This is a genomic window from Wolbachia endosymbiont of Onchocerca ochengi, assembly GCF_000306885.1.
In the GTDB taxonomy this organism is placed as follows: Bacteria; Pseudomonadota; Alphaproteobacteria; order Rickettsiales; family Anaplasmataceae; genus Wolbachia.
Genome location: NC_018267.1, coordinates 342,394 through 365,865 on the forward strand (window position 1 = coordinate 342,394; position 23,472 = coordinate 365,865).

Below are 23,472 nucleotides of genomic sequence, written 5' to 3' on the forward strand. Positions count from 1 at the left end.
ATAAAAAGAAGCACTAAATGCCAAGAAATAACCACTAGAAAAAAGCGTACAAAAACCACTCTAATGGATTTCTATAAAAATATTAAAAATGATTTAACTTTGTTCCCACTTGGCAGAATCACAAGAAAAGCTTTGCTAAGCCTTTGATCCAATATTAACTCAACTATTGATTCTGTTTTCACTACTTGAAAAACCTTTCTTGAGAAGCTACATAAACCTTTTTTGCTTTAAGCTTTACAGCTGATATCAGCAGCATATCAAACTACATCTTCAATATCTTATCATCCGCACATTCATCGTACTCGATCTCAACTGTAGAATGTGCAATTTCGAACTCACTTAATAGTATTTTTTTTATCCCATACAAAATATCAGTATGATGTGCATCTTGCCTTACCTTAGCATGCATGGTAATTATAAAATAATTATCAGACAGTGACCATGTATGTATGTGATGCACATCAACAACTTCAGGTAGCTTAGACACAATCCCGCTCTTTATCCCTTCAGCAGATACTCCTTCAGGGGTACCTTCAAGAAGGATATGACAAGAATTTTTAAGAATCTTATAGCCACTATTTAAGGTTACTACGCTAACAAATATCGATAAAACAGGATCTACTATTTGCCATTTAGTTAACATAATAATTATAGATGCAAATATAGCACCTACAGAGCTTAAAATATCCCCTATAACGTGCAATACGGCACTTTTTATATTTATATTGCTTTCACATTTACTATGCAATATAAAAAAGACTATAACATTAGCAATCAACCCAAGTATAGCAATAATTAACATTATTCTCCATTCAATGTTGACTGGGAAAATAAATCTCTTTATTGATTCAATAATAATAATTACTGAAATAAAGAATAAAGTTAAACCATTGATGAATGCTGCAATTATCTGCAACCTGTGATATCCGTATGATCTTTGCAGATCAGATTTCTTAGCTGAAAATTTGTGTGCTATCCAACTTAAAATTAAGGCAAAGAAATCAATAAACATATGCCCTGCATCTGATAATAGAGCAAGCGAATGTGAAATTATTCCACCTACTACCTCCATAAACATGGTTATTGCTACTATTATTATGGAATGAATTAAACGCCTGGACTCTGCTGCTGAATGTTTACCGTTGTGCACCGCTGTCATATAAAACCTTCTCATGGATAAAAGTAGGTAACACTGGACTCGAACCAGTGACCTTTTGCACGTCAAGCAAATGCTCTACCAACTGAGCTAGTTACCCATTGTTGCTTCAGTATAGTGCTTCAGCAAAATAAAAGTCAATTTGCTTTTAAATTATTGTGCTTGTCGCTCTACCTAACATGATTCAGAAATCTAGCTGTATAAAACCTTAACTATACTCTATAATTTTATAGAATTAATTAATTATTTATATCTTTTTTCCAAAATAAAAATTTATTCTTTTTCTAGGAAGATTACGCTAAGATCGAAATATATATTCGAAAATTAAATATGAAACGGATAATAAAATGTTTAATTACATATCAAAGTAAAACAGTTGGACTAGAGTCATAAAAAACAAATTATAGATAATAAACAAAGTTAAAGCAAACAACTATCAACTTCTGAAAATGTAAAGATCATAAATGACCATGCTTTTTACAAACCAATCTGCGTAAATAAGCTTACAGTGATTTTTTAACAAAGCAGTTTAAATTATTATATAAATACATCTCTAAAAAGACAATAAAGAAACTTTCACTACTAAGAAAATAAATAACTTTTACAAAGAGAAAGGCATTCCTTTATCTACAATAAATGAGTTACTTCCTTTTGACCAAAGGACAATACAAAATGTTATGTAAATTATAAATAAACTTAGTAAGGAACCATAATTATAAATACACGTCTGATAAAATTAATATTACAGCTTCATATATGAAGGCAGTCTCAGTCAACTACCAAAGTTATCAAGACTACATAGTAGACTCTGACACATATCATAGATTCATATATAAGAAACTTATTATATTGCATGCTTTTCAAAGGCTTAAGAGAGGTCAAACTGAAGAACAGACAAGAAAAAGTCTGAGTAATATTAATAGAAAAGAAATTAAGAAATTATTAAAGAAGCTTCTCAAGAAGAATGAAAAAGTGATTTAGTGATCCAACAAATAAAAGAATATCCAGATGTAGAATATAATGTATTATACGAAAAGATCTTCGAAAAATTTGTCTATACCAGCATGAATATTGACCAAATTAAGAGAACGTACAACTAATATGATATAATATTTCAACAGAAAATGAATTCGGAAAAATGAGAAAAGCTCAGAAAAAAACGAAATTCAGCAAGTATCATGAACAAAAAATATGGTTAACATTTCAGGGTAGAATAAATCTAAAAGTTACTGAGAGCAATATTGACACTGAGTTTAATCTGAACATTGATTTACTCTAGAACAAAAGTTTTGAAGGTCCTACTGATCAAAATAATGATGGCATTATCAATAACGAAAATCTTCTCAAGGAATTAGAGGATACTATAAAAACTTTCAATGAAATCTTTAGAATAAAGAAGAAAGATAACAATCCATTTTTAGTACATAAGAACGTTGCTAACTTTATACTATTCCTGTTTGAGATAAGGAAAGCTACTAAAAGTACTCAAGTGCTAGTATGATGTTCATATATCAGGTGGTGGTATCACACAATCTTCTAATAACGAATTATATTAGCAGCATATATTCCTACGCTGAAAACGGCAGAAATAATAGCGATTTTATTCTATGACGGAGAAGTTAACCATTATATTATAATTATGTTATTAAGTATGAATTTATCCATCCGTTAACATTCTATTTGACTTCTAACTTAGGTCTCGGTAAAATATTAATGGAAGCTGTTTAGCAGAGTATGCTACACAACTAATAGAAGGAAAAGGACTTACTGATTTTGCAAAATTAGCTAGTGATAAATAAATACAAAAGTCTTGCTCCAGAGGAGATAATTAAAAAACTATTAATCATTACAGTAAGTGCAGCAGTTGTTGCATATATCGAAGAAACGTATTTAAATTTCATTGATAATTTGCTTTGTGCGGCAGCGGAAGATAAGAAACTCTGAATGGTCATTTTTGTTTCGAGAAAATGATGCAAAAGGTTTATCAAATTAAAGTAGAGAAAAACTAAAAAGGAAAAGGTGGTTCTAACTTGGCCAAAACCAACTTAAACGCCGAAGATTAGTCTATCAGACTAAACTATGCTTAATTTGAGCAATAGAAATAGCTAATGAAGAGGACAAAGTGCAGTTTTATATTTTAAAAAGGCAAGTTGAGGATAGAGTTAAAGTTTATTTACTGATTCAGTTCATGGTTCAAAATCACTTAAAAACCAGCAATATTAAAATAAGATGAAGAGCAAAAACAAATAGTGTTAAAAGACACAATCTTGAAAAGAGAAAAAAAATACTGATTAAGTCTTAGAAGGAAAGTATAAGGTAAGTATTATAATAGATTTTATAATGATACAAAAGCCTTGTATGATGAGCTAAAGAAGCGGAGAAGCAATTTGTGTTAAAGTTTTGGTACTTTGTCAGAGGACAAATATTGTTCTGAAAACAGTAAATTTGTAATTTATAATGATGAATATAAAAAGTTTATAGTGTCACTTGAAGATAAAGCACTTATTAAGATAATAAAGAGTAACAACAACTATAGCTTATGCTATACATTAATGATAATAGCAAAGTAATAAGTAGTATTAGTAAAATAGATAATCTAAATTATGAATTGTTATTAGATTTAAGTCATTTTAATTTAGAAGAGAATAATATTGCGTTATCGAACTAATATTAGGGGAATATAACTTCTGTCTAAAGAATGACTTAGCAAAAACATTTGATTGTATAAGTAGCTTGATTTATCACGAGTATAGTTTAATCTAATAAATGTATAAATGTTGCTGCTTGAATGCAGCAACATTTATACATAGAAGCCATCATATCAAACCAAGCATAAGTTCCATAGAAACACATATTTCTTTGCTATTAGCAAGAACTATAATAATGTAGCACTGCCTTACGTATCGCTAATCCGAACTCTACCTGCTGTAAAATAACATAATCTACTACATCACTACCAATTTCAACCCCTCTATTTATCGGCCCTGGGTGCATGATAATTGCATCTGGTTTTGCATACAACAATTTCTGTGAATCAAGGCCATATAAATAAAAATACTCTCTCTCTGAAGAAATAAAACAACCATTATCCATGCGTTCCTTCTGCAACCTTAAAAGCATAATTACATCAGCATCTTTTATACCTTCAATCAATGAATAATAGATTGAATCTACCTCAGGAAAATATCTACAAATCAAAGTTGGCGGTGCAATCAAGCATATCTTCGCCCCAAACATTTTTAACAGTCTTATATTCGATCTTGCAACTCTGCTATGTAAAATATCTCCACATATTACAATTTTAAGATCTCTTATCTGATTTTTATAACTGCTGATAACAAAACAATCAGCAAGAGCCTGAGTTGGGTGTTCACTACTCCCATTACCCGCATTGATTAGTGAACAGTTAATGTACTGAGCTAGCACATTAACAATACCACTATTTTTCTGTCTAATTATTATGTAATCAGGATTCATTGCATTTAATGTTTTTACCATATCCTTTAAATCTTCTCCCTTATTAATAGAAGAAGACTTTATTGGCAAGGTTACAACATTTGCTCCAAGGCTTTTTGCTGCTATTTCAAAGGATGCAAGTGTACGTGTTGAGTCCTCAAAGAATAAATTTATTACTATTTTATTTTCTAAAATATGGCAACCTGCAGCTTTATTTTTCAGGTATTGATCGGCTAACTTAACTATATTTTCTACATCATTGATTGTAAGATCCCGTACACTCAGCAAATTCTTCTTATTAACCATAGTTTCTTCTTAAGACACAATTTTAATCAAACCTATTTTACTTTCTCATTACCTATTTTCAACAAGCCTCTTCACAAAAACTACAGCTTAATTCACAGTCATTGTACTAAAATCAAAACTAGTATTAACTGATAATCAGTACTCTAATTTTATTAAAGTTAATATACTAATAACAAAAATAAAATTAAGAATTGCTACTGAAGCTGAAGAAAAAGGTGGTAAAGCCGAGATTAAAGGGAAAAACTCTAGATTACTACCATAAAGAACAGCGTTCGTAGTTGCTGCTTTGTGGCCCCAGGTATTACTATTATTGGTACAGTTATTGAAGTTTTAGGATATAATAATTATAAAAAGAATAATAGAATCGAAAACTATTACCTCTAATAATAGACCTAACATATTTAATAACAAGAAAACAAAAAATGAGACCAGATGTTTAGAAAAGCTCTCACCTTAAGCTAGCTTTCTTGCAAAGAAAATTGGCGTTATTACAATTGGCTTCTAACTTAGGTGGCCAATTGGTGATATAACTCTGATTTGCTCATTATACTTGTTAGCGGCATAAAACACTAGATATAGGAAAATAGATAATAGATAAGATAAAAACCTTTAAGAAAGAAATAAAAATAGAAAAGCCAACTAGCGAAAGAGGAATTCCAAACTAAAGAAGCTGTAGAAGAAAACACCGGTCAAATACTGAACCCAGAGAAAAACAAAAATTTTCCCTGTAACCGAAAGACTTGTACAAGAAAACCCAATGAACAAGAAACAAAATATTCGAAGAGAAATCAATAACGCAGATTTTCACTTCAGAGGGTTACTAAACGCTAGGTATTACTTCCATTTACACTCGTCAGCTATCATGACAGCTTCAAGCAGATGTTCCTCAAGTTTACTGAGAGGTAGGTTACTTTGTAAATAAGCTCCCCAAGATTGCAATATATCAGAAGTTTCAACGTCTTCAACAATAGGATACTCTTGATTTTTTTTAGCGTATAGTTCTTGAGCTTGCTTGCTTATCAAAAATTCCAGTAAAGCTATAGCATTTTCCCTGTTTTTTGCATTTTTTGTTACTGCTGCACCACTAATATTTACCATCACACCATTATTATCCTGATTAGGGAAAAAAACCCCTAATTTATCTGCGATATTCTTTTCATGCGCATCTTCAGATGAAAAGATCCTTGCAAAGTAATAGCTATTTACTATTGCAACATCTCCTTCACCAGCAGCTACAGCATAAATCTGATCAGTATCACCACCACTTGGTTTTCTTGCCATATTACTCACAATTCCATTAACCCATTTTTTTGTTCTCTCAAAACCATCGTTTGCAATCATAAAAGCAATCAATGACCTATTATATGGACTTGTGGAAGAGCGTACTAATATTTTCCCTCTCCATTTTTCATTTGCTAAATCTTCATAAGTACTTAATTCTTTAGGATCTACTAATGCTTTGTTATAAACTAATATTCTAGTTCTTTTTGTGAGACCAAACCAATAATTTTCACTATCTCTAAATTTTGCAGGTATAGCACTTTTTAAAACCTCTGAATCTACTTGAGATAAAAGCCCTCCTTTTTTTGTTAAAATCAAATTTACCGCATCTGCAGTTAAAAGTAAATCAGCTTCACCACCATTCTCCATGCGCGAAAGCAGCTGAGAATAATCAGCTATAACATAACGTACCTTAATACCTGTGTTCTTTGTGAACTCATCGAATAAAGTACGCACCAATTCCTCTTTACGTGATGAATAAACGTTTACTACTTGTGAGTCGTCATTTCCACCATTTTTATATAAAAAAGTAACAACTATTAACACAACCGCCACTAAGGATGCCAATACTAAAGCTTTTTTCACATTGAATGCACAATCATTTCCTACAACTAAAGGTACCTAAAGAGCAAAACCTTAGCAAGGGTAAAAATTTATTCAGCAACAACAATATTGATATTACTTAATTTTAGGGCATCAATATTATATAGAGAATTCATCTTATCCACCAATACTATAAATAATATCCGGTAATTGTGAGATTGAACTACAAATTACTTAAGTATTAAGCTGCTGCTACATTTAGCGTCTCTACTATAAATCTCTCCAAGAACTTTTGTTCTTTTCTTGCTTGACTTTCTTAATGAATTTCTCACTATCCTTTTCAGGATCAATCTTTTCCTGAGAACATATAAAGTTAGTACAATTTGCTTTATTATAGTAATGTACGCCAAGGCATATGATTAATAATGCAAGTACACCCAAGCCTATAAAGTAATGATAACTACACACTATGATTCGAATAATCCTGACAAAATTTTTATATATTATTAACACCATTTATTACAAGCAGCTCCTAAAAAAGCACTATATTTACAGCAACTACGTTAGTTACAATACAATAAATAGTAGTTCATCATTGACTACTAATTCTGCTTTGTTAGTTCTGTAATTACTTTTTCATCAATGTTTTAATGAAACCGTTTTTAGCTTCTTAAGTGTTAAGTGCAAAATTTGAATGAGTACTATTGCTATATTCCAGTCTCACAGATTTCATAGCTTTACTTTCCAGCTGATATTTTAATTACTCTAGCAAAATCTCATCCGCACTTTTTCTTATAGCTGACATTCGTATTTCTAAATTGTTTTATTACACAAAATATTGGGCTAATTGTAAGCAATAAAGCAAACACAGTAACTGATATAGTAATATATTTTTGGCTATTCATAAAAAACACAATAAATTTTGTTTTATCCTTCATATACACTAAAGCTGTAGGTATACCAAATATAGCAACTCTTATCTAGAAATTATAAATCCCTTCTGCTGAATAGAATATTTCACTCTTGAACAGATTTTGTTTATTTTCTTGCCTGAGTTGATTAAAAGAGTTGTTTAGTTTACTTTACTACTCCAATATCAAAGTTGTCTTTCGATGCAAAAAGAGTTGGAAGTTTTGGATTACCGAACTTGTTATTAAGCAATTTTCTAATGCTTTATTGCCATCTCAAGGTGAGCTATATATTCTTCTTCAGAAGCCGATCTTTCCAAGTTATAACATACTCACTTCAGATATCTTGATATTTTTTGCCCTTCATTCTCAGAGCTTGATTCATTAAACGGATTTGCAAATTGTAGAATTTCACTTTCATCACCTTTTTGGAAAACTCTCATTAGATGCTGATTTAGTTCCTTGTGTTATCTTGCATCTTTGCCTGCTTGCTTGTAAGAAGTTGATATCATTATTGGTCCTTTTTGCATACTACTTTCCGAAATTAATTACACCGCTGTATCAACTATATTATATCTATTAAAATAGAATAGATACTAATTTAAACGTAAATATAAAAAATTTAGTATAAGAACTGCTTATTAAAGATCCTTTCATCTAATGAATAATCCTCGTCAAAAAGTAGAGTGATCGTGTTTTCATGGTCTTTCTGCACTTTTATTTGTGATACATTATGAAACTCTTTATAATCTGACACTACAAGTACTGGACGATTTTCTACATCGTTAACGTCAACTTGTACTATTGCATCATTTGAAATTAATGCTCCGTTCCAATGTCTTGGATAGTAACTATTGATAGAGGTTAATGCAAGTAAGTTTGAGTTTAGTGGTAAAATTGGTCCGCCAGCAGAGAAATTATATGCAGTGCTACCTGTTGGAGTAGACAATATTATTCCATCACCTCTAAATTTTTCTATTTTTAGCTTACCATTTACAGTAATATTCATTTCTACCATTTGGTTTGCTTTTCTAAAGACATATACTTCATTCACTGCTATACAACGGTAACTATTACCACTTATATCTATGGCTTCCATTTTTAGCAAAGTTAATTGAGCTGAAGTTGCGTACTCTATATGACCAATTAAATCTTCAATGTAACTAAAACACTTATTCATTAAAAACCCGACATTGCCAGTATTTGTCCCGTACACATGCACACTCTTATTTTCTATAACGTAATTATGTAAGGTACGTAGCATAAAACCATCACCACCAACAACTATCAGTAAATCAACTTCAAACTTACTTTTTTCTGTTATATTGACAAAATCAAGCTTCTGTAATAGTTTAGATACTTTTTGTGATTTTGGCGATAGAGAAGCAATATAGCCTATATTTTTGTATCTATGCATGCTTCAGTCAATCCTCCAAAACAGGGAGAAAATTAAAAAATATCTCCATATTTATCGTTAAACCTAGCTATTTTGCTAGTTTTACTTGCCGATCCGCTTGCTAAACTTTTAGTCCATGCAGGGTGGGTTAGAGGATCTCTATCGAGTCTTATCTTATCACCTTCCTTCCCATAAGTGGAACGAGTTTCAAATTCTTGACCGTCTGTTGTAACTATAGTAACTTTATGATAATCAATTTCCATCATTGTGCTTACAAGTTTTCAGCTTGTTAATATTCTAGTGAATTTAATTCACTAAGTCAATTATTATTTTAATAATATTGACAAAAACCAAACAATATAGTCTTCTTGATGAAAAATAAATAATAATTACTATGATTTTTGCCTTCCCCGGTCAGGGCTCTCAATTTATAGGAATGGGAAAGAGCTTATATAGTCGATTTCCCGTTGCAAGACAGGTATTTAATGAAGTAGATAATATACTAAACAAAAAGTTATCTAGTTTAATTTTTAATGGCCCTATTGAAGAATTAACCATTACAGAAAATGCTCAACCGGCTATAATGGCAGTGTCAATTGCAACATTACGTACTATGGAATACGTTCTTGGTAGGTCTCTCTTCTCTAGTCACGATGCTAAATATATTTGTGGACATTCAGTCGGCGAGTACACAGCATTATGTGCTGCAGGTGCATTGACTCTCGAGTCTGCAATCAAGTTGCTTAAAGTCCGTAGCAAAGCAATGCACAATGCTTCATTGAAATGCCAAGGAGGAATGGTTGCATTATTAGGTGCAGAAATAAATGAAATAGAAGATATATTAAAATCAGCCCAAATTGACGGAATCTGTGAAATTGCTAATGATAATGGTGGTAGACAAGTAGTAGTGAGTGGCACTACAGAAGCTCTTAAAATATTACCTGATTTGTTTAAAAATACAAGTGTAAAGAAATTAATTAAATTACAAGTTAGTGGGCCTTTTCATTCATCTCTTATGAAACCTGCTAATGAAAAATTTTTAAAATTTTTAAAGAACGTCAAAATAACTCGGCCTTTAATTCCCTTTGTATCAAATGTCACAGCTAAAGAAGAGAGTAATCCCAAAGATATAAAAGTTTTACTTGCTAAACAAATAATAAGTAAAGTGAGATGGAAAGAGATGATTTTATACATGTCAAGCCAAGGCATCAACAAATTCATTGAAATTGGACCCAATAAGGTTTTATCTAATTTAGTGAAAAGGATTGATCAATCTATCAACACAAAAAATATAAATAGTATTGATGATATTAACAGGTTTTTCGATAGGTCACTATTAACAGATGAAAATTTAGAAATTAGTTTAAGTTAAACCTCATTTTAGTTAAAATAACAGAGAATGATATAAAAAATTATACAATCAACGAATTTCCTGTCATTTTATCTGTTTTTTTTATCCCAAGTAGCTGTAAAACAGTAGGAGCGATATCGGATAATCGACCATCTTTCAGCATTAGGTTGCTGCGAGAATCAGAGCACACAATAAATGGAACTCTATTTAGGGTGTGTGCTGTATGAGGTGTATTGTTCTCTTCATCAAATATACACTCAACATTACCGTGATCTGCTGTAATAATAAGCACAGTATTACCTACTTTTTTAACAGTATTGAGTACTCTTGCAAGGCAATTGTCTACTGCTAGGACAGCCCTTTCAGCTGCCTTCATATTGCCTGTATGTCCTATCATATCAGGATTAGCATAATTTACAACTATTAGTGCAAATTCTTGAGAATGAATTTTCTCTACAAGTTTTTCTGTAAGCTGAAAAGCTGACATTTCAGGCTGCGAATCATAAGTTCTAACTTTTGGTGAAGGGATGAGAATTCTTTCTTCACCAGGAAAAGGTTTTTCTTTCCTACAATTAAAGAAGAAAGTTACATGAGCATATTTCTCAGTTTCAGCAATACGTAATTGTCGCAATTTATTATCTTCTATTATTTGTCCTAAAGTATCAGTAAAAGATGTAGTAGGGAAAAGACAAGGAATCTGAAAATCTTCTTTATATTCCATCATACTTAAAATAGAAGAGAATTTTGCTACTTTGCTGTAACCCGTTTTACCAAGTAAAATACTTGCTAACTGTATCATTCGATCAGCACGAAAGTTAGCCATTAACACTCCATCCTCTAGCTTTATACCTTGATAACCACCTATCACTGTAGGTTTAATAAACTCATCAGCTATGCTGCTTTGGTAGTTATTATCAATCAACGATATCACATCATTATGACGCGGTGCCTTTGTAAATGCGATAGCTTCATAAGCTTCAACTGTCCTTTCCCACCTATTGTCACGGTCCATAGCATAATAACGCCCAGAGATAGTAGCAATTTCTATATCATAGCCTTTTACACTTTCTTCAAATTCTTGAATGCATTTTTTCCCTGAATTTGGCAGCGTATCTCTGCCATCTAGAAATGCATGTATCATCACTTTGATTCTATATTGCGATATTTTACTGGCTAAAGCTGCAATGTGGTTTTGATGTGAATGGACACCACCATCTGACACCAATCCCATTATGTGACACACACCATTCTTATCTTTTAGGCTATTAATAAAGTTTTGCAGATTTACATTGCTTTCTATTGTCCCAATTTCTTGATTAATACGCTGTAGGCTTTGTATCTCCATTCTGCCACCGCCAATGTTTATATGACCAACTTCTGAGTTACCTATTTGGCCATCTGGTAACCCAACGTCAATTCCACAGGCAGATAAACTGCATTTCGGATAATTAGAGCTAATATGTTGCCAACAGGGTGGGTTAGCATTGCTAATAGCATTATGTTTGCTATTCTCTATTCCATTCCCCCAGCCATCCAATATACATAAAACGACTGATTTAAAGTTCATACAAAATTATCACATTAATAACGGAATCCTATAAATATAATGTTCTCTAATAATACTAAAAACAAACTCTCTTAACAACCTCTACATTTATGATATCAAATCTCTCATATAAAACCGTATAACAAATTTCTAGTAGAATACCCAAGCATACGCAAACCTTCAGAAACGAAAAACTCGAAAAATTACTTAACAAACTTTTACTATCCCCTTACCTTAACTCTAGATTGTTTTATTACCTTCAATCTATACAAATTAAGCAACGAAAGTACTACGGCAGCCTGCTTCTTATGTCTAATTTTTCGCGTTACATGTACCTCATGTTTTACAACATTTCCAGGTTGTTTTTACCCATGTAAGCTAGAAGCGCTTACAAAGCGTCCAAGACAATAAGAGCATCAGTTTATATGGTGTTAGATAGAGATAGTGAATAACTAGCTGCCATGAAACCTCTTTTGCTCTTTCTTCTACTTAGTAAATTTTTAAACCTCTATAACTAATCGAATTAAAAAACAACTGAATTACGGTTATTAAATGCTTAAAACATAAAAAAACACTAATGTTTTTGAATAGATATTAATTAAAACCTTTTCTACCTTTTCTTGCACAGTACAGATTCTTCAACATTTAAGCTAAAGATTAGTTGCAATTCCTTAATTTACGATATAGCAATCACCCCCAATTAATACACAGAAAATTATGTAAAAGCTTGTGAAGTCTCTTGTTCTGTAACCTTGACAATTGTTATCCATATGAATGGTTAAAAAACTACAAAAGTCCAGCGCAGCCATATTTCTTGATAAACAGAATCATGAGGTTATACCTGTACTTTTATTAGGAATAATTCATACATAAGTACACTGACAGAAGTAAGCAACATAGCTACTAAAATTATAATAAAGAATATGTATTATTATGGTTAACAAATTAAATTTTATAGATCATTGAGAAAACTGGATAACCACTACTGTAAAAGCCATAAACGCTAAACTTAAAAATATTATTTTCATTATCTGTTGCATCAGCTTTTCACAATTTACTTAATATAATAATAATTTATCTTATAAATATAAACACTATACTAATGATAGTATCTTACTAAATTCTAGCATTTTTATATAGTTGACTATATTAAGTATTTTGATATCATATATTTCACCATACTTAAATGAGAAAGTTATCTTCACTTTCCTACACAAAAGCTTTCAATAAAGTGCTATGACACACATACCGGTTTTACTAAAAGAAATGCTATCGCAACTTTCACCACAAAATGGTAGTGTATATGTGGATGCCACATTTGGAGCTGGAGGATATAGTAAAGCAATATTGGAGTCAGCTGATTGCAGAGTGTATGCAATCGACAGAGATGAAACGGTTATTAAATTTTATAATAGTTTGAATACCAAGTACCACGGTAAAATAAAACTATTTATTGAAAAGTTTAGCAATATTCAAACTATACTAAACAGTAGTAATCTCAAACACTTTACAGAACCTTCCGTCATTGTTTCAGCTGGAATTCAGAAAAAAAATGCAAGGTCAAGCACCGAGATGATACAAAGTAATACCGTAGATGGAGTTGTGTTCGATATAGGAGTATCGTCTATGCAGCTTGATGAAGAAAATAGAGGATTTTCATTTTTACATAACAGTCCGCTTGATATGCGCATGGATACCTCTTCTCACATTAACGCTTCAATATTTGTTAATGCCTTACGCGAAGAAGAAATTGCAAACACTATATATAGCTATGGAGGTGAACGTTATTCTCGCAAAATTGCAAGAGCAATAGTGAACGTACGTAAGAAAAAAACTATCGACACTACATTTGAGCTTGCAGACATTGTACGTTCCGTGGTATCTCGCGGAAAAAGCAAGATTGATCCTGCAACTAGGACATTTCAAGCAATCAGAATATGGGTAAACGATGAGCTTAGAGAGCTTGAAAAGGGTATTAAAGCTGCATCCAAAATCTTAAATAGGAATGGCAAGCTGATTGTCATTACTTTTCATTCCTTGGAAGATCGTATAGTCAAGACCTTTTTTAAAGGCTTATGTGAGCCAAAATTCACCAACTGTAGAACGTTTTCTCTTCTGAATAAAAAAGTAATCAAGGCAAGCGCAGAAGAAATAAGTGCAAATCCACGTGCGCGTTCAGCAAAACTAAGAGCTATACAAAGGTTATTATGAAAACTTTCTATATTACCCTCAATAGTGATACTTTTTCAATGTTATAAAACTATTTAAAGTAAAACTACACGTCTAATTATTAAACAAGGATCTAACAGAAACAAAATATGAAACTAACTTAATGCAAAGCAATATAAAAGTCTTATAAGCAAAATGTAATTATTTAAGTAATATCCATTAAGAGACATTTAAAAAGCAATTCTTTGATATTAATTAGTTAAGTTAAAAATTTTAATTTTTTTTAAATTGTACTGTGTTAGAGCACAATTTTAAAAAAGCGATTGAAGATTCTACAATAAAGCTATAGTCAAATATAGGATAAGTCTTCTAGTATAGTTTTAGTTTTTCTATATCTTTTATCTTTTTTTCTGCATTTGATTATAGGCCAAAAATAAAAAACAACTCCAGAAGTGTTAAGTTTAAAGCTAAATACAAGAAACTTTGTATTTACCGTGTAGCTCTTCGTTTTGTTAACAAACATATTTATTACAGTGTGGACATTTTTGTATTTTACGTTAAGGTCTGCTTCTTATTTCTATTAACAGCTGAGCTGTATCAAAAAACTCTTTTAAACGGCAAGACGTAGAAGTGTATGCCTCCGTTGCTCATAGATATTCATATTGAGTCCAACTTCCAATAATATTCTTACAATTTTTATATGAACTTTTTTTTAAAAGCTAGTAGCAAAGGAGTTCTGTTACATTTAGTTACAACATTAACATTCACTTTAAGTTTAAATAAGAGCCTAACTACTTTAGTGTCATTATTATAATTAGCTTTATGTAACTGAGCATATACCATCAAAATCTTGATCGTTTGTTTCTATTTCCTTTAAAACAAAAAATACTACCATTTTCTACTATTAAGATCAATAGTATATCTAATGAATCAAAACCACAGTTATTTTCTGCACAGATAAATCTTTTTAAGTTAGTTTTTGCTTGCTGTTTTTTTACAATAAGTCTCGTTATTTGCACTTTATTATCATATCCTGCTAGAAAAGGTTAAGATATTATTTTTTCATCTTTTGCTCCCTACATTTTTGTAACCTTTTCTTTAACATCTCTTTCATTAATTTCTACGCCTTTTAAGATTAGGAAATTTATTAATTCCTTATCGTCTTACAACGTAGCAAGGCACGGTAGAACAAACCCGTTTCTATTTTTGAAATTAATTACTAATTAATCAACAAGAGATTTAGTGTTTTCTTACACTCATACATAATAGCATAATACAGTCGACTCTTATTTTCACTACCTACATAAAATCACCTTCATATGCTCTAGCAATGACTTCACTCTAACCATATCACCTTCTTTTGTAAAAATCTATGAAAAAAGCGACTTCATTTGTACCTTTTGAATTAATATCAAATCCACTTTCGACTAATTGATTTTATGTTTTCCTATGTGCATACCATCTGAATTAAACCACTTTAGTATCAACAATACTCCACTTAGATTAAGTTTAAGTAAATCAGTGAGAAAAATGTAGCATACTAAAGCATCACCACGGTTGTACGAGTACCCTTCATTAAAGAATAGTATCCCTCCAAGCCATAGCTTGCATGAATATTGCTACAAAATTTAACAAAATATCATGAAAGTAGCTGATGCTTATATTTTATTACAACACTAGACAATTCAAAATTAAAAAAGCAGAGTTAAAATTATTTCAAATTTAATAATTCTCTAAAATCAATTGTGTCAGGAAACAACCGCTATCTATAACATAATCACTTATACCATTAATGTAAACAAGAACTAGGCAACATTGAAAATACCTTTTGAGCATTTTAATTCATCTATCTTCTCTTACACCTCTTACATCACTAAACAGTCAGTTTTATTTTTTAAAATTTGGTTTGAACCACATATAATCAATTTGACACTTCGGTACCTGTCTTTCTTCAACAAAAGAAATTTTTTCCTTATTTTCCATCAATTCCCAATATATTATAATATGTGCTCTTTCTATTGCTAAGCCCGCCAAGAAGCTCTCAAACTAAAGTCTGGTGGCTGTATATACCTTCAATAGGAGGTAAATAATCTAATAAAATAGGTACAAGGTTAATTTTCCTTAGATTTTTTTTTAAATATATTTTAGATTAAGTTTTAAATGATTATCTTTAAGTTTGTACCTCTTCAATCATGAATCAGCACCAACCTTCATACTCTAAGTGTAATCCTTTGCAACAAAACCAGCAAGCTCAAGCTTATGTAGATACTTAGAAATGTATCCATATCTTGTAATATCTAAAGCAGCACAAATTTTTTCCTGTTCTTCAGCCCAAGGTAAAAGATTTCTGAGCATTTGCTTATAAAAAACTGTTTTCACATGAAAAAACCCGAGAATATTTGATTAAATTTCTCAACTAAAAGTCTATCTCTTGTAAAATAAAGGTTTTCGATATCTTTCCTCAGAACTATATTTAAAACATACCCCTTCTAACCACTTCAGAATTCTGCCGATTACTATAAATGCCTTAAATTTTCCACATGCTGAAATATTTTCAGTCAAAATTTACTGCAACTAGAAAGTGATAAACTCCTCAAACGTTAAAATTAATCATACTCTTCCCTACGAAATCAGCACTACTGAATATATTCTTTTCAATACAAGATGATGCAGATCCATAAACAACAAAAATTAGCTTATTTATTTTTCAGCTGTGTATTTCAAAAATACTTCATTCTTCTTTAAAAAGTTAAATTTTAAAAAAAAGACCATGAAAAACTTCACTAAAATAGTATAATAACATTATATCCAGCAATAGACACTTACAACTATTCATAGCAAATCACTTTAGTCACATACCCTGTAAAAGATACATTAAATTGTCTAGCAATTTACTTGGAAAATTTATTATCTGATGAGATATCATAACATGCCATCCTAGTTCTGATGGCAAACCTATAATGAGTAACATTGTTCAAAATGCTTACTAAACTCTTAAAATAAACGACTTTTTTCTATACTATATCTTCTTCTTTGACTACTATAAAAGATATAGCATTCTTTTCTGCAAGCTCTAACAATTCCTTTAATTTAACTTGTCTACTAACAACATAAAATACAAAATATAGATCTTTGTTTCCATAATACTAAAATATCAATATCATAGCTTTCTTCATAATAAATCCAGTTTTCACTATTATTTATAATTCACCTTCACACAATATTGACCATCCCTAAAAAAAAATCTAACATTTTTCATTCCTTGATCACGAAGCTTCGATGCAACTGATTTAGCAGCTTGAATATTTTCAAAATATGCGATATATCCTTTACTTTCTACATTATCTTGTTTTGGGTGACGTTTTTGCATTTCTTTCTCATACTGCTTTCTATAATGAGGAGTCTTTTGTACTAATCGTTCAGACATCTTTCTTAAATATTGAACTTTTACTTTTGTCAGTCCAGATTTATGAAATCCTAAAATTTTTGCTGCTTTTTCCGATAGATCTATTAACCTACCTTCAACAAAGGGCCCTCTATCGTTAACCCTTACAACAAGTTTTCTTCCATTTTTTAAGTTAGTAACAAGAATAAAACATGGTAAAGGCAGAGTTCTATGCGCTGCAGAAATCAAGTGACGGTTAAATACTTCACCGTTTGCTGTAATTGTACTATGGCCTTCTATTCCGTACCATGATGCTATCCCCACCTCTTCGTAATGGTTACAGTGTTTTGGATGATAAGTTACACCATTTATTGTGTAGCTATTACCGATTTTATAGTGACCTGCAGTGCTATTGCACCTGCTGCTAAGACCACAACTACTTACTAAAACAAATATTAGACACAGCAAAACTAGGTTTTTAATCATTACATTCAGTGAAAAGGCTTAATTACTATAGTATTTTAAATTAAACTATAATAGATTTAGTAATAAGTAAACTTTTACATTAAATATGAACGATACTCGAAAAGAAACAATATACCTAATTGGCATAGGAGGAATTGGAATGAGCGCAATCGCTGAAATCCTTCACAACTCCAACTATAAAGTTCAAGGCAGTGATGTACGATCAAACGCCAATGTAGATAGGTTACAAAAGTTAGGCATAGAGATCTATATTGGTCATAATGCTAATAATATCAAGCAAGCTCAAGTGGTCGTATATTCTTCTGCAATAAAATCTGATAATGTTGAATTAGTTACAGCAAAAGATACCAACAAAATCATTTTGCATAGGTCAGATATACTTGCTGAAATCATGAAAGATAAATATGTAATAGCAGTTTCAGGCTCAAGTGGAAAGACAACAACAACTGCTATGATTGCTTCCATTTTGGATTATTCCAGTGGACCACTTTCCGCTATCCAAATAGCTGATGCTAGTAGCAAAAAAAAAGATTTAGATTCTAGCGTCACGCTCCAGAATAACACCAACATAGGAATTGATGCAACCGTAATTGTAGGAGGCATATTAAACTCCTATCAGAGTAACTTAAAACTTGGAAAGAGTGACATTTTTTTAATCGAAGCTGATGAGTCTGATGGAACTATGCTAAAAATTCCTGCAAATATTGCTGTCATAACGAGTATCAATAACGACCACATAGAATATTATAGAACATTTAGTAACCTCAAAAATGCATTTTTTCAGTTTACAAATGAAGCAGATTTTGCAATTCTACCTGATTCTGTAAGCATTGATCATGATGCAAGTAATTCTATAACGTTTGGGCTTGAAGGTGGTAATATTAAAGCTAGCAACATTAAGCAGTATGCTAACAGTATTAGTATTAGTTTCGATGTGTTAGTTAATAATAACCATAGAATAAAAAATGTGGTACTATCAAATGCAATAGGAATGCATAAAATCAGTAACGCCTTAGCTGCAATATCCACTGCGATAAAACTAGGAATCAGTGATAAAGAGATTAAAAAAGGTCTCTTGGAATTTAAAGGAGTAGCAAGAAGATTTTCTTTAATCGCTAACATCAAAGGCCTCAAATTAATTGAGGATTATGCGCATCATCCTAATGAAATACAAGCAACTCTGACAGCAGCGCGTTTAATCGCTAAAGAAAAAGTAATAGGAGTCATCGAGCTATTTCGTTTTGTTCGTATTCATAATTTTTTTGATGAATTTATACGGATTTTGATGATGTTTGACTATATCATCCTCACCCCTATCCATCCTCTAGAAGATAAACCCATTCCTGGTTGCAGGATCAACGATATACAAAAAGCTCTATTAAGTAACGGGTTTAATAGTGTAAAGACTGCGAATGATGCTTTGCTCATTTCACATCTTATTAGTAATTTGACAAATTCAGGCGATGTAGTACTATTTATTGGTCCTAGCAATAACATAGCTAAACTAGCAAGAGAAACTACAACACTCATGTCAAAAATAAAAGTTTAATATAATGAAAAAGATGATCAACAGTGTGTTCGCAAGAGAAATTTTAGATAGTAGAGGTTATCCAACTATTGAAGTAGAGATTGAACTCTGTGATGGAGCAATAGGTAGAGCATCTGTACCCTCTGGAGCTTCAACCGGCAAACTAGAAGCCTTAGAATTGAGAGATCAAGATGAAAAAAGATATTGTGGTAAGGGAGTATTGAAAGCAGTTCAAGCTGCAAACGTAGTGATAGCAAATAGGATCATTGGCATGGATGCAACAAACCAAAGTATAATCGATCAAACTTTAATTGAACTCGATGAAACGAAAAATAAATCTAAACTTGGAGCAAATACAACCTTAGGGGTGTCTCTTGCAGTTGCAAAAGCAGCAGCAAATAGTTTTAAAATACCACTATATAAGTATTTAGGAGGCGAACAGGCAAATGTTATACCAGGTCCACTCATTAACATAATTAACGGAGGAGTACATGCAGATAATAAACTTGATTTTCAGGAGTTCATGATTCTCCCTGTTGGAGCTGAGACTCTAAGTGAAGCAATCAGAATGTCCGCGGAAGTGTTTCACAATTTGCGCAATATTCTTAAGAAAAATGGTTACAGTACAAACGTAGGAGATGAAGGTGGCTTTGCACCAAACATTGAAAGCACCGAAGAAGTACTTGACCTGATTATATACGCTATAGAATTTTCTGGTTATTCAGTGCACAATCACTTCACATTAGGTCTTGATGTTGCTTCATCTACCTTCTATGAAGATAGAGTTTATAAATTTAAAAATGGAGAGCTCACCTCAGAAGAATTGGCTGAGTATTATTTTAACCTTGTAGAAAAATATCCAATAACCTCTATAGAAGATGCAATGAGCGAAGACGATTATGAAGGTTGGAAATTACTCACTGCAAGATTAGGAAATAAAATTCAATTGGTCGGAGATGATCTGTTTACTACAAATTGTCAACTAATACGTAAAGGAATAGAAGAAAACATGGCAAATGCTGTATTGATCAAACCAAATCAGATAGGAACATTAACAGAAACCTTAGCTGCTATCGAAATGGCAAGATTAAATGACTATAAAGCTATTATTTCTCATCGCTCAGGTGAAACAGAAGACACAACAATATCTCACATAGCAGTTGCATCAAATTGCGGACAAATAAAAACTGGTTCGCTATCGCGTTCCGATAGGCTTGCAAAGTATAACGAACTAATGAGAATAGAAAGCACACTGGGAGAAAACGCTAAATATTATCATAAGTTAGTATGAATTTCATAGACGAAGTTGAATTATATTTAGAAGCAGGTGATGGAGGTGATGGCTGCGCAAGCTTTCGTCGAGAAAAATTTGTTGAATTTGGTGGTCCAAACGGCGGTAACGGAGGAAAGGGAGGAAACATAGTTTTTGTTAGCGATGCAAATCTCAATACTTTACTTAACTTTCATTATATGAGACACATTAAAGCAAATGATGGAAAAAATGGTGCAAGCAGAGGCAGATCTGGTACAGCAGGGAAGGATATTATACTTAAAGTTCCAGTTGGTACACAAATAATCGATGAAGAAAATGAGGAAGTAATAGTAGATTTCGATAAACCTGATATGAAATTTCAAGCAGCACAAGGTGGTAAAGGTGGACTTGGAAATACTAATTTTAAATCCTCTACTAATAAGGCACCAAGATGTTTTACTTACGGTCAGCTTGGTGAGAAAAGAAACATAACATTAAAGCTGAAAGTTTTATCGGATGTCGGTATTATTGGCATGCCAAATGTAGGTAAATCAAAATTTTTAACTCGTTGTTCAAATGCAGATACAAGGGTAGAAAATTATCCATTCACCACCATCAGGCCACATTTAGGTGTAGCAAAGGTGGATGACAGCAAGATTGTGATAGCAGATATTCCTGGAATCATTATTGATGCTCATCTTGGAGTTGGGCTCGGTCACAAGTTTTTAAAACATATAGAAAGGTGCAAAATTTTACTACACTTTATTGACATAATTCATGATGATGTTATTTCAGCTTATAATTGTACACGCAATGAGTTGAAGCTTTACAATTATAATCTCATTAAAAAGGAAGAAATTGTAGTATTAAACAAATGCGACTTGTTGCAAGAAGCAGAAATTCTTAAAAAGAGAAATTACTTAGTTAATTATCTTAATAAAGAAATACTATGTTTATCAATTAATGATGATTTACAGCCTATTCTAAGATTATTAAGTGAGAAATTAAAAAAAAGCGACTCAAAAAGAACTACTAATGTATACGACCCTTTCAAGATATAAACTCCCCCCTATTCAATACTTATACAGGCATGTGATAATTAAGGATTTTAATAGCTTAAGTGGTTTTTTATTAAGAGTATAAAATTTTAGACATAAGGTCCACCACATAAAAAAAGATTCAAAAAAAATGTAATGCATACGTGAAAGAGATTAAACACGTGTATACGCACCTATGTACATTAAAAAATGTGTACACTTCATTTTAACTGAAATTTAGATAAAAACCTGTAGGCAGAGATAAATTTTAAGCTCTCTAAATACCTTTATTGTAACCAGTAGTATCATTAAATAAACAAATAAAGTAATCTCTTTATACTAAGAAATCTTAATTTTACTTTAGTTATTAATCATCTTGAAGTTAAATATCTTGACATCTACTCAATGCTACTACATAATAAGTGTGTGCATTTTGTACACTATGGCAATAAAATTACCTTGTAATAGGTGTATTGGACCCGAGGGCAGTACTCGGCGCCTCCACCATATTTTTACATGGGGGTGAATAAGGATCGACATACATAGTAAAGATGGTAGCTTTGCTCGGTCAGATACCACCGTTAAGAGTTTATAATTTAGATGCAAACGATAATTTTGCTGCTAATGGTAATGTTGTAGCATTAGTTGCTTAAACTAAGCTATAATCTTATTACTATAAGCACGGTTTGGGAACGCCGGGTAACAGAAAGTTCCCCAAGAATTTATGTGTATAAAAGTTATATGAATAAAACAGATTACAAAAAATCACTTACTTTTGCAAAGTTTCAAGTTGTCAAAAAGGCTTTAGCCATCATATCAGATAATGATTTCACACCTCATTTAGAAATACTATTTTTTACATATTTTAATGGTGTTATCGTGCCAGATTATTTGAAAAAGTCATACCCTACCCAAATGCTTATCATATTACAGCATCAGTTTCATGGTTTAAAAGTTTCTGAGGACAGATTTAGTGTCAGGTTAAGCTTTCACGGAAAACAAGAACAAATTACTGTATCACTTTTTGCTATCAGTGAGTTTCACGATAAAACTTCAGGAGATGTTTTAATATTTGATAAAATCAGTATAAATTCTGACAAAAAATACAATGGTAAAAAATGTACTAAAAAATTATTAAGCAGTAGCATTATACATATAGATCAGCTGCGTGATAAGTAGTCATTGAAAATTCAGTTTCATAACACGCAAAAGAGGGAAAAAGTTACCTTAATTAAACAATGAGCGGAAGATTTTGTATTGTGATTTATTTAGACGTAATTAGGAAACATGTTTTTTCCACATCAATGAATATTTATGTACATAATCACTAATTACAAGTCGGATAGCTGCCTGAAGTTGCCCAGCACTTGAATTATTAAGATTCCTATTTGGTGATTATTTTTAATCATCCCTAAAATAATCACACACAATTCCAGCTTTAGAACATGCCGTACTGTAGTATCTTCGAAAGTAACAGAATCAATCAGATATTTTTCATTGAATCTCAAGCCTCATCCTCATCTTAAATCCATCTCTGTTTTCTTTTAGAAAGGTTTTTATTCTATCAAGTGTATTACCCATAGTAAGAGTGGCTGAGGCAAAGTATCAATTAACTGCTTATACAAGTTATGTAGGAATACTCTCTTTTTTTATTTTCAGTATCATTTGAGCT

The 23,472-nt window shown here is 31.6% G+C and carries 14 protein-coding genes, 1 tRNA gene, 1 other RNA gene and 1 pseudogene; 7 read left to right on the forward strand and 10 right to left on the reverse strand.

The genetic code is table 11. The annotated features are described in order from the left end of the window. Positions 1 to 262 precede the first annotated feature (262 nt). The 6 genes from WOO_RS01310 to rpmE all read right to left on the reverse strand — a co-directional run bounded on the left by WOO_RS01310 (position 263) and on the right by rpmE (position 9,312). Positions 263 to 1,159 (reverse strand): cation diffusion facilitator family transporter, encoded by an 897-nt coding sequence (locus tag WOO_RS01310; protein ID WP_014868895.1) that lies wholly within the window; start codon positions 1,157 to 1,159, stop codon positions 263 to 265. Positions 1,160 to 1,183: 24 nt separating this feature from the next. Then, positions 1,184 to 1,256: transfer RNA gene (locus tag WOO_RS01315), tRNA-Val, on the reverse strand. A gap of 2,765 nt (positions 1,257 to 4,021) precedes the next feature. Continuing rightward, the gene (locus WOO_RS01325) at positions 4,022 to 4,918 is read right to left on the reverse strand and encodes an aspartate carbamoyltransferase catalytic subunit (RefSeq protein ID WP_014868896.1); all 897 of its coding nucleotides are present in this window, start codon (positions 4,916 to 4,918) and stop codon (positions 4,022 to 4,024) included. 834 nt (positions 4,919 to 5,752) lie between these two features. Next, positions 5,753 to 6,784 (reverse strand): Fe(3+) ABC transporter substrate-binding protein, encoded by a 1,032-nt coding sequence (locus WOO_RS01330; RefSeq protein WP_014868897.1) that lies wholly within the window; start codon positions 6,782 to 6,784, stop codon positions 5,753 to 5,755. 1,488 nt (positions 6,785 to 8,272) lie between these two features. Next, positions 8,273 to 9,067: an NAD kinase gene (locus WOO_RS01340; protein ID WP_014868898.1), complete on the reverse strand. Its 795-nt coding sequence runs from the start codon at positions 9,065 to 9,067 to the stop codon at positions 8,273 to 8,275. 32 nt (positions 9,068 to 9,099) lie between these two features. Beyond that, complete coding sequence (gene rpmE, locus WOO_RS01345; RefSeq protein ID WP_014868899.1) at positions 9,100 to 9,312, reverse strand: 50S ribosomal protein L31; 213 nt, start codon at positions 9,310 to 9,312, stop codon at positions 9,100 to 9,102. Positions 9,313 to 9,440: 128 nt separating this feature from the next. Between rpmE and fabD the strand changes: the two genes are divergently transcribed. After that, complete coding sequence (gene fabD, locus WOO_RS01350; protein WP_014868900.1) at positions 9,441 to 10,418, forward strand: ACP S-malonyltransferase; 978 nt, start codon at positions 9,441 to 9,443, stop codon at positions 10,416 to 10,418. Positions 10,419 to 10,458: 40 nt separating this feature from the next. Here the strand turns inward: fabD and gpmI are convergent, their stop codons facing one another. Next, complete coding sequence (gpmI, locus tag WOO_RS01355; RefSeq protein ID WP_014868901.1) at positions 10,459 to 11,964, reverse strand: 2,3-bisphosphoglycerate-independent phosphoglycerate mutase; 1,506 nt, start codon at positions 11,962 to 11,964, stop codon at positions 10,459 to 10,461. Between the two features lie 1,215 nt (positions 11,965 to 13,179). On the opposite strand from gpmI, the gene rsmH reads away from it, so the two are divergent. Then, complete coding sequence (rsmH, locus tag WOO_RS01360; protein ID WP_014868902.1) at positions 13,180 to 14,154, forward strand: 16S rRNA (cytosine(1402)-N(4))-methyltransferase RsmH; 975 nt, start codon at positions 13,180 to 13,182, stop codon at positions 14,152 to 14,154. 654 nt (positions 14,155 to 14,808) lie between these two features. Here rsmH and WOO_RS04150 read toward each other — a convergent pair. From WOO_RS04150 to WOO_RS01375, 3 genes are all read right to left on the reverse strand, one after another. Continuing rightward, positions 14,809 to 14,955, reverse strand: a complete 147-nt coding sequence (locus WOO_RS04150) for an ankyrin repeat domain-containing protein (RefSeq protein ID WP_232500390.1) — start codon at positions 14,953 to 14,955, stop codon at positions 14,809 to 14,811. Between the two features lie 1,374 nt (positions 14,956 to 16,329). After that, a complete protein-coding gene (locus WOO_RS04155) occupies positions 16,330 to 16,467 on the reverse strand; it encodes a hypothetical protein (RefSeq protein ID WP_232500391.1) in 138 nt (45 codons plus the stop codon). Between the two features lie 841 nt (positions 16,468 to 17,308). Beyond that, the gene (locus WOO_RS01375; protein WP_014868903.1) at positions 17,309 to 17,983 is read right to left on the reverse strand and encodes a septal ring lytic transglycosylase RlpA family protein; all 675 of its coding nucleotides are present in this window, start codon (positions 17,981 to 17,983) and stop codon (positions 17,309 to 17,311) included. Between the two features lie 47 nt (positions 17,984 to 18,030). On the opposite strand from WOO_RS01375, the pseudogene WOO_RS01380 reads away from it, so the two are divergent. The 5 genes and pseudogenes from WOO_RS01380 to WOO_RS01395 all read left to right on the forward strand — a co-directional run bounded on the left by WOO_RS01380 (position 18,031) and on the right by WOO_RS01395 (position 22,979). After that, positions 18,031 to 19,532 (forward strand): annotated as a pseudogene (locus WOO_RS01380) (UDP-N-acetylmuramate--L-alanine ligase). Position 19,533: 1 nt separating this feature from the next. Then, the gene (gene eno, locus WOO_RS01385; RefSeq protein ID WP_410543192.1) at positions 19,534 to 20,802 is read left to right on the forward strand and encodes a phosphopyruvate hydratase; all 1,269 of its coding nucleotides are present in this window, start codon (positions 19,534 to 19,536) and stop codon (positions 20,800 to 20,802) included. Then, positions 20,799 to 21,824: an Obg family GTPase CgtA gene (gene cgtA / locus WOO_RS01390; protein WP_014868906.1), complete on the forward strand. Its 1,026-nt coding sequence runs from the start codon at positions 20,799 to 20,801 to the stop codon at positions 21,822 to 21,824. The genes eno and cgtA overlap by 4 nt, the downstream gene beginning before the upstream one ends. A gap of 363 nt (positions 21,825 to 22,187) precedes the next feature. Further along, positions 22,188 to 22,517, forward strand: a transfer-messenger RNA (tmRNA) gene (gene ssrA, locus WOO_RS03810). Between the two features lie 24 nt (positions 22,518 to 22,541). Next, on the forward strand, positions 22,542 to 22,979 hold the full coding sequence (locus tag WOO_RS01395) for a ClpXP protease specificity-enhancing factor SspB (RefSeq protein ID WP_014868907.1): 438 nt from the start codon (positions 22,542 to 22,544) through the stop codon (positions 22,977 to 22,979). Positions 22,980 to 23,472: the final 493 nt, after the last annotated feature.

Bases quoted from the DNA above. Each gene is read 5' to 3' on its own strand.
- rsmH (WP_014868902.1), top strand. From the start codon at position 13,180: ATGACACACATACCGGTTTTACTAAAAGAAATGCTATCGCAACTTTCA.
- WOO_RS01395 (WP_014868907.1), top strand. From the start codon at position 22,542: ATGAATAAAACAGATTACAAAAAATCACTTACTTTTGCAAAGTTTCAA.
- fabD (WP_014868900.1), top strand. From the start codon at position 9,441: ATGATTTTTGCCTTCCCCGGTCAGGGCTCTCAATTTATAGGAATGGGA.
- WOO_RS01325 (WP_014868896.1), bottom strand. From the start codon at position 4,918: ATGGTTAATAAGAAGAATTTGCTGAGTGTACGGGATCTTACAATCAAT.
- WOO_RS01340 (WP_014868898.1), bottom strand. From the start codon at position 9,067: ATGCATAGATACAAAAATATAGGCTATATTGCTTCTCTATCGCCAAAA.
- WOO_RS01375 (WP_014868903.1), bottom strand. From the start codon at position 17,983: ATGATTAAAAACCTAGTTTTGCTGTGTCTAATATTTGTTTTAGTAAGT.
- WOO_RS04150 (WP_232500390.1), bottom strand. From the start codon at position 14,955: ATGGTATATGCTCAGTTACATAAAGCTAATTATAATAATGACACTAAA.
- WOO_RS01310 (WP_014868895.1), bottom strand. From the start codon at position 1,159: ATGACAGCGGTGCACAACGGTAAACATTCAGCAGCAGAGTCCAGGCGT.
- gpmI (WP_014868901.1), bottom strand. From the start codon at position 11,964: ATGAACTTTAAATCAGTCGTTTTATGTATATTGGATGGCTGGGGGAAT.
- WOO_RS04155 (WP_232500391.1), bottom strand. From the start codon at position 16,467: ATGCTCAGAAATCTTTTACCTTGGGCTGAAGAACAGGAAAAAATTTGT.
- rpmE (WP_014868899.1), bottom strand. From the start codon at position 9,312: ATGATGGAAATTGATTATCATAAAGTTACTATAGTTACAACAGACGGT.
- cgtA (WP_014868906.1), top strand. From the start codon at position 20,799: ATGAATTTCATAGACGAAGTTGAATTATATTTAGAAGCAGGTGATGGA.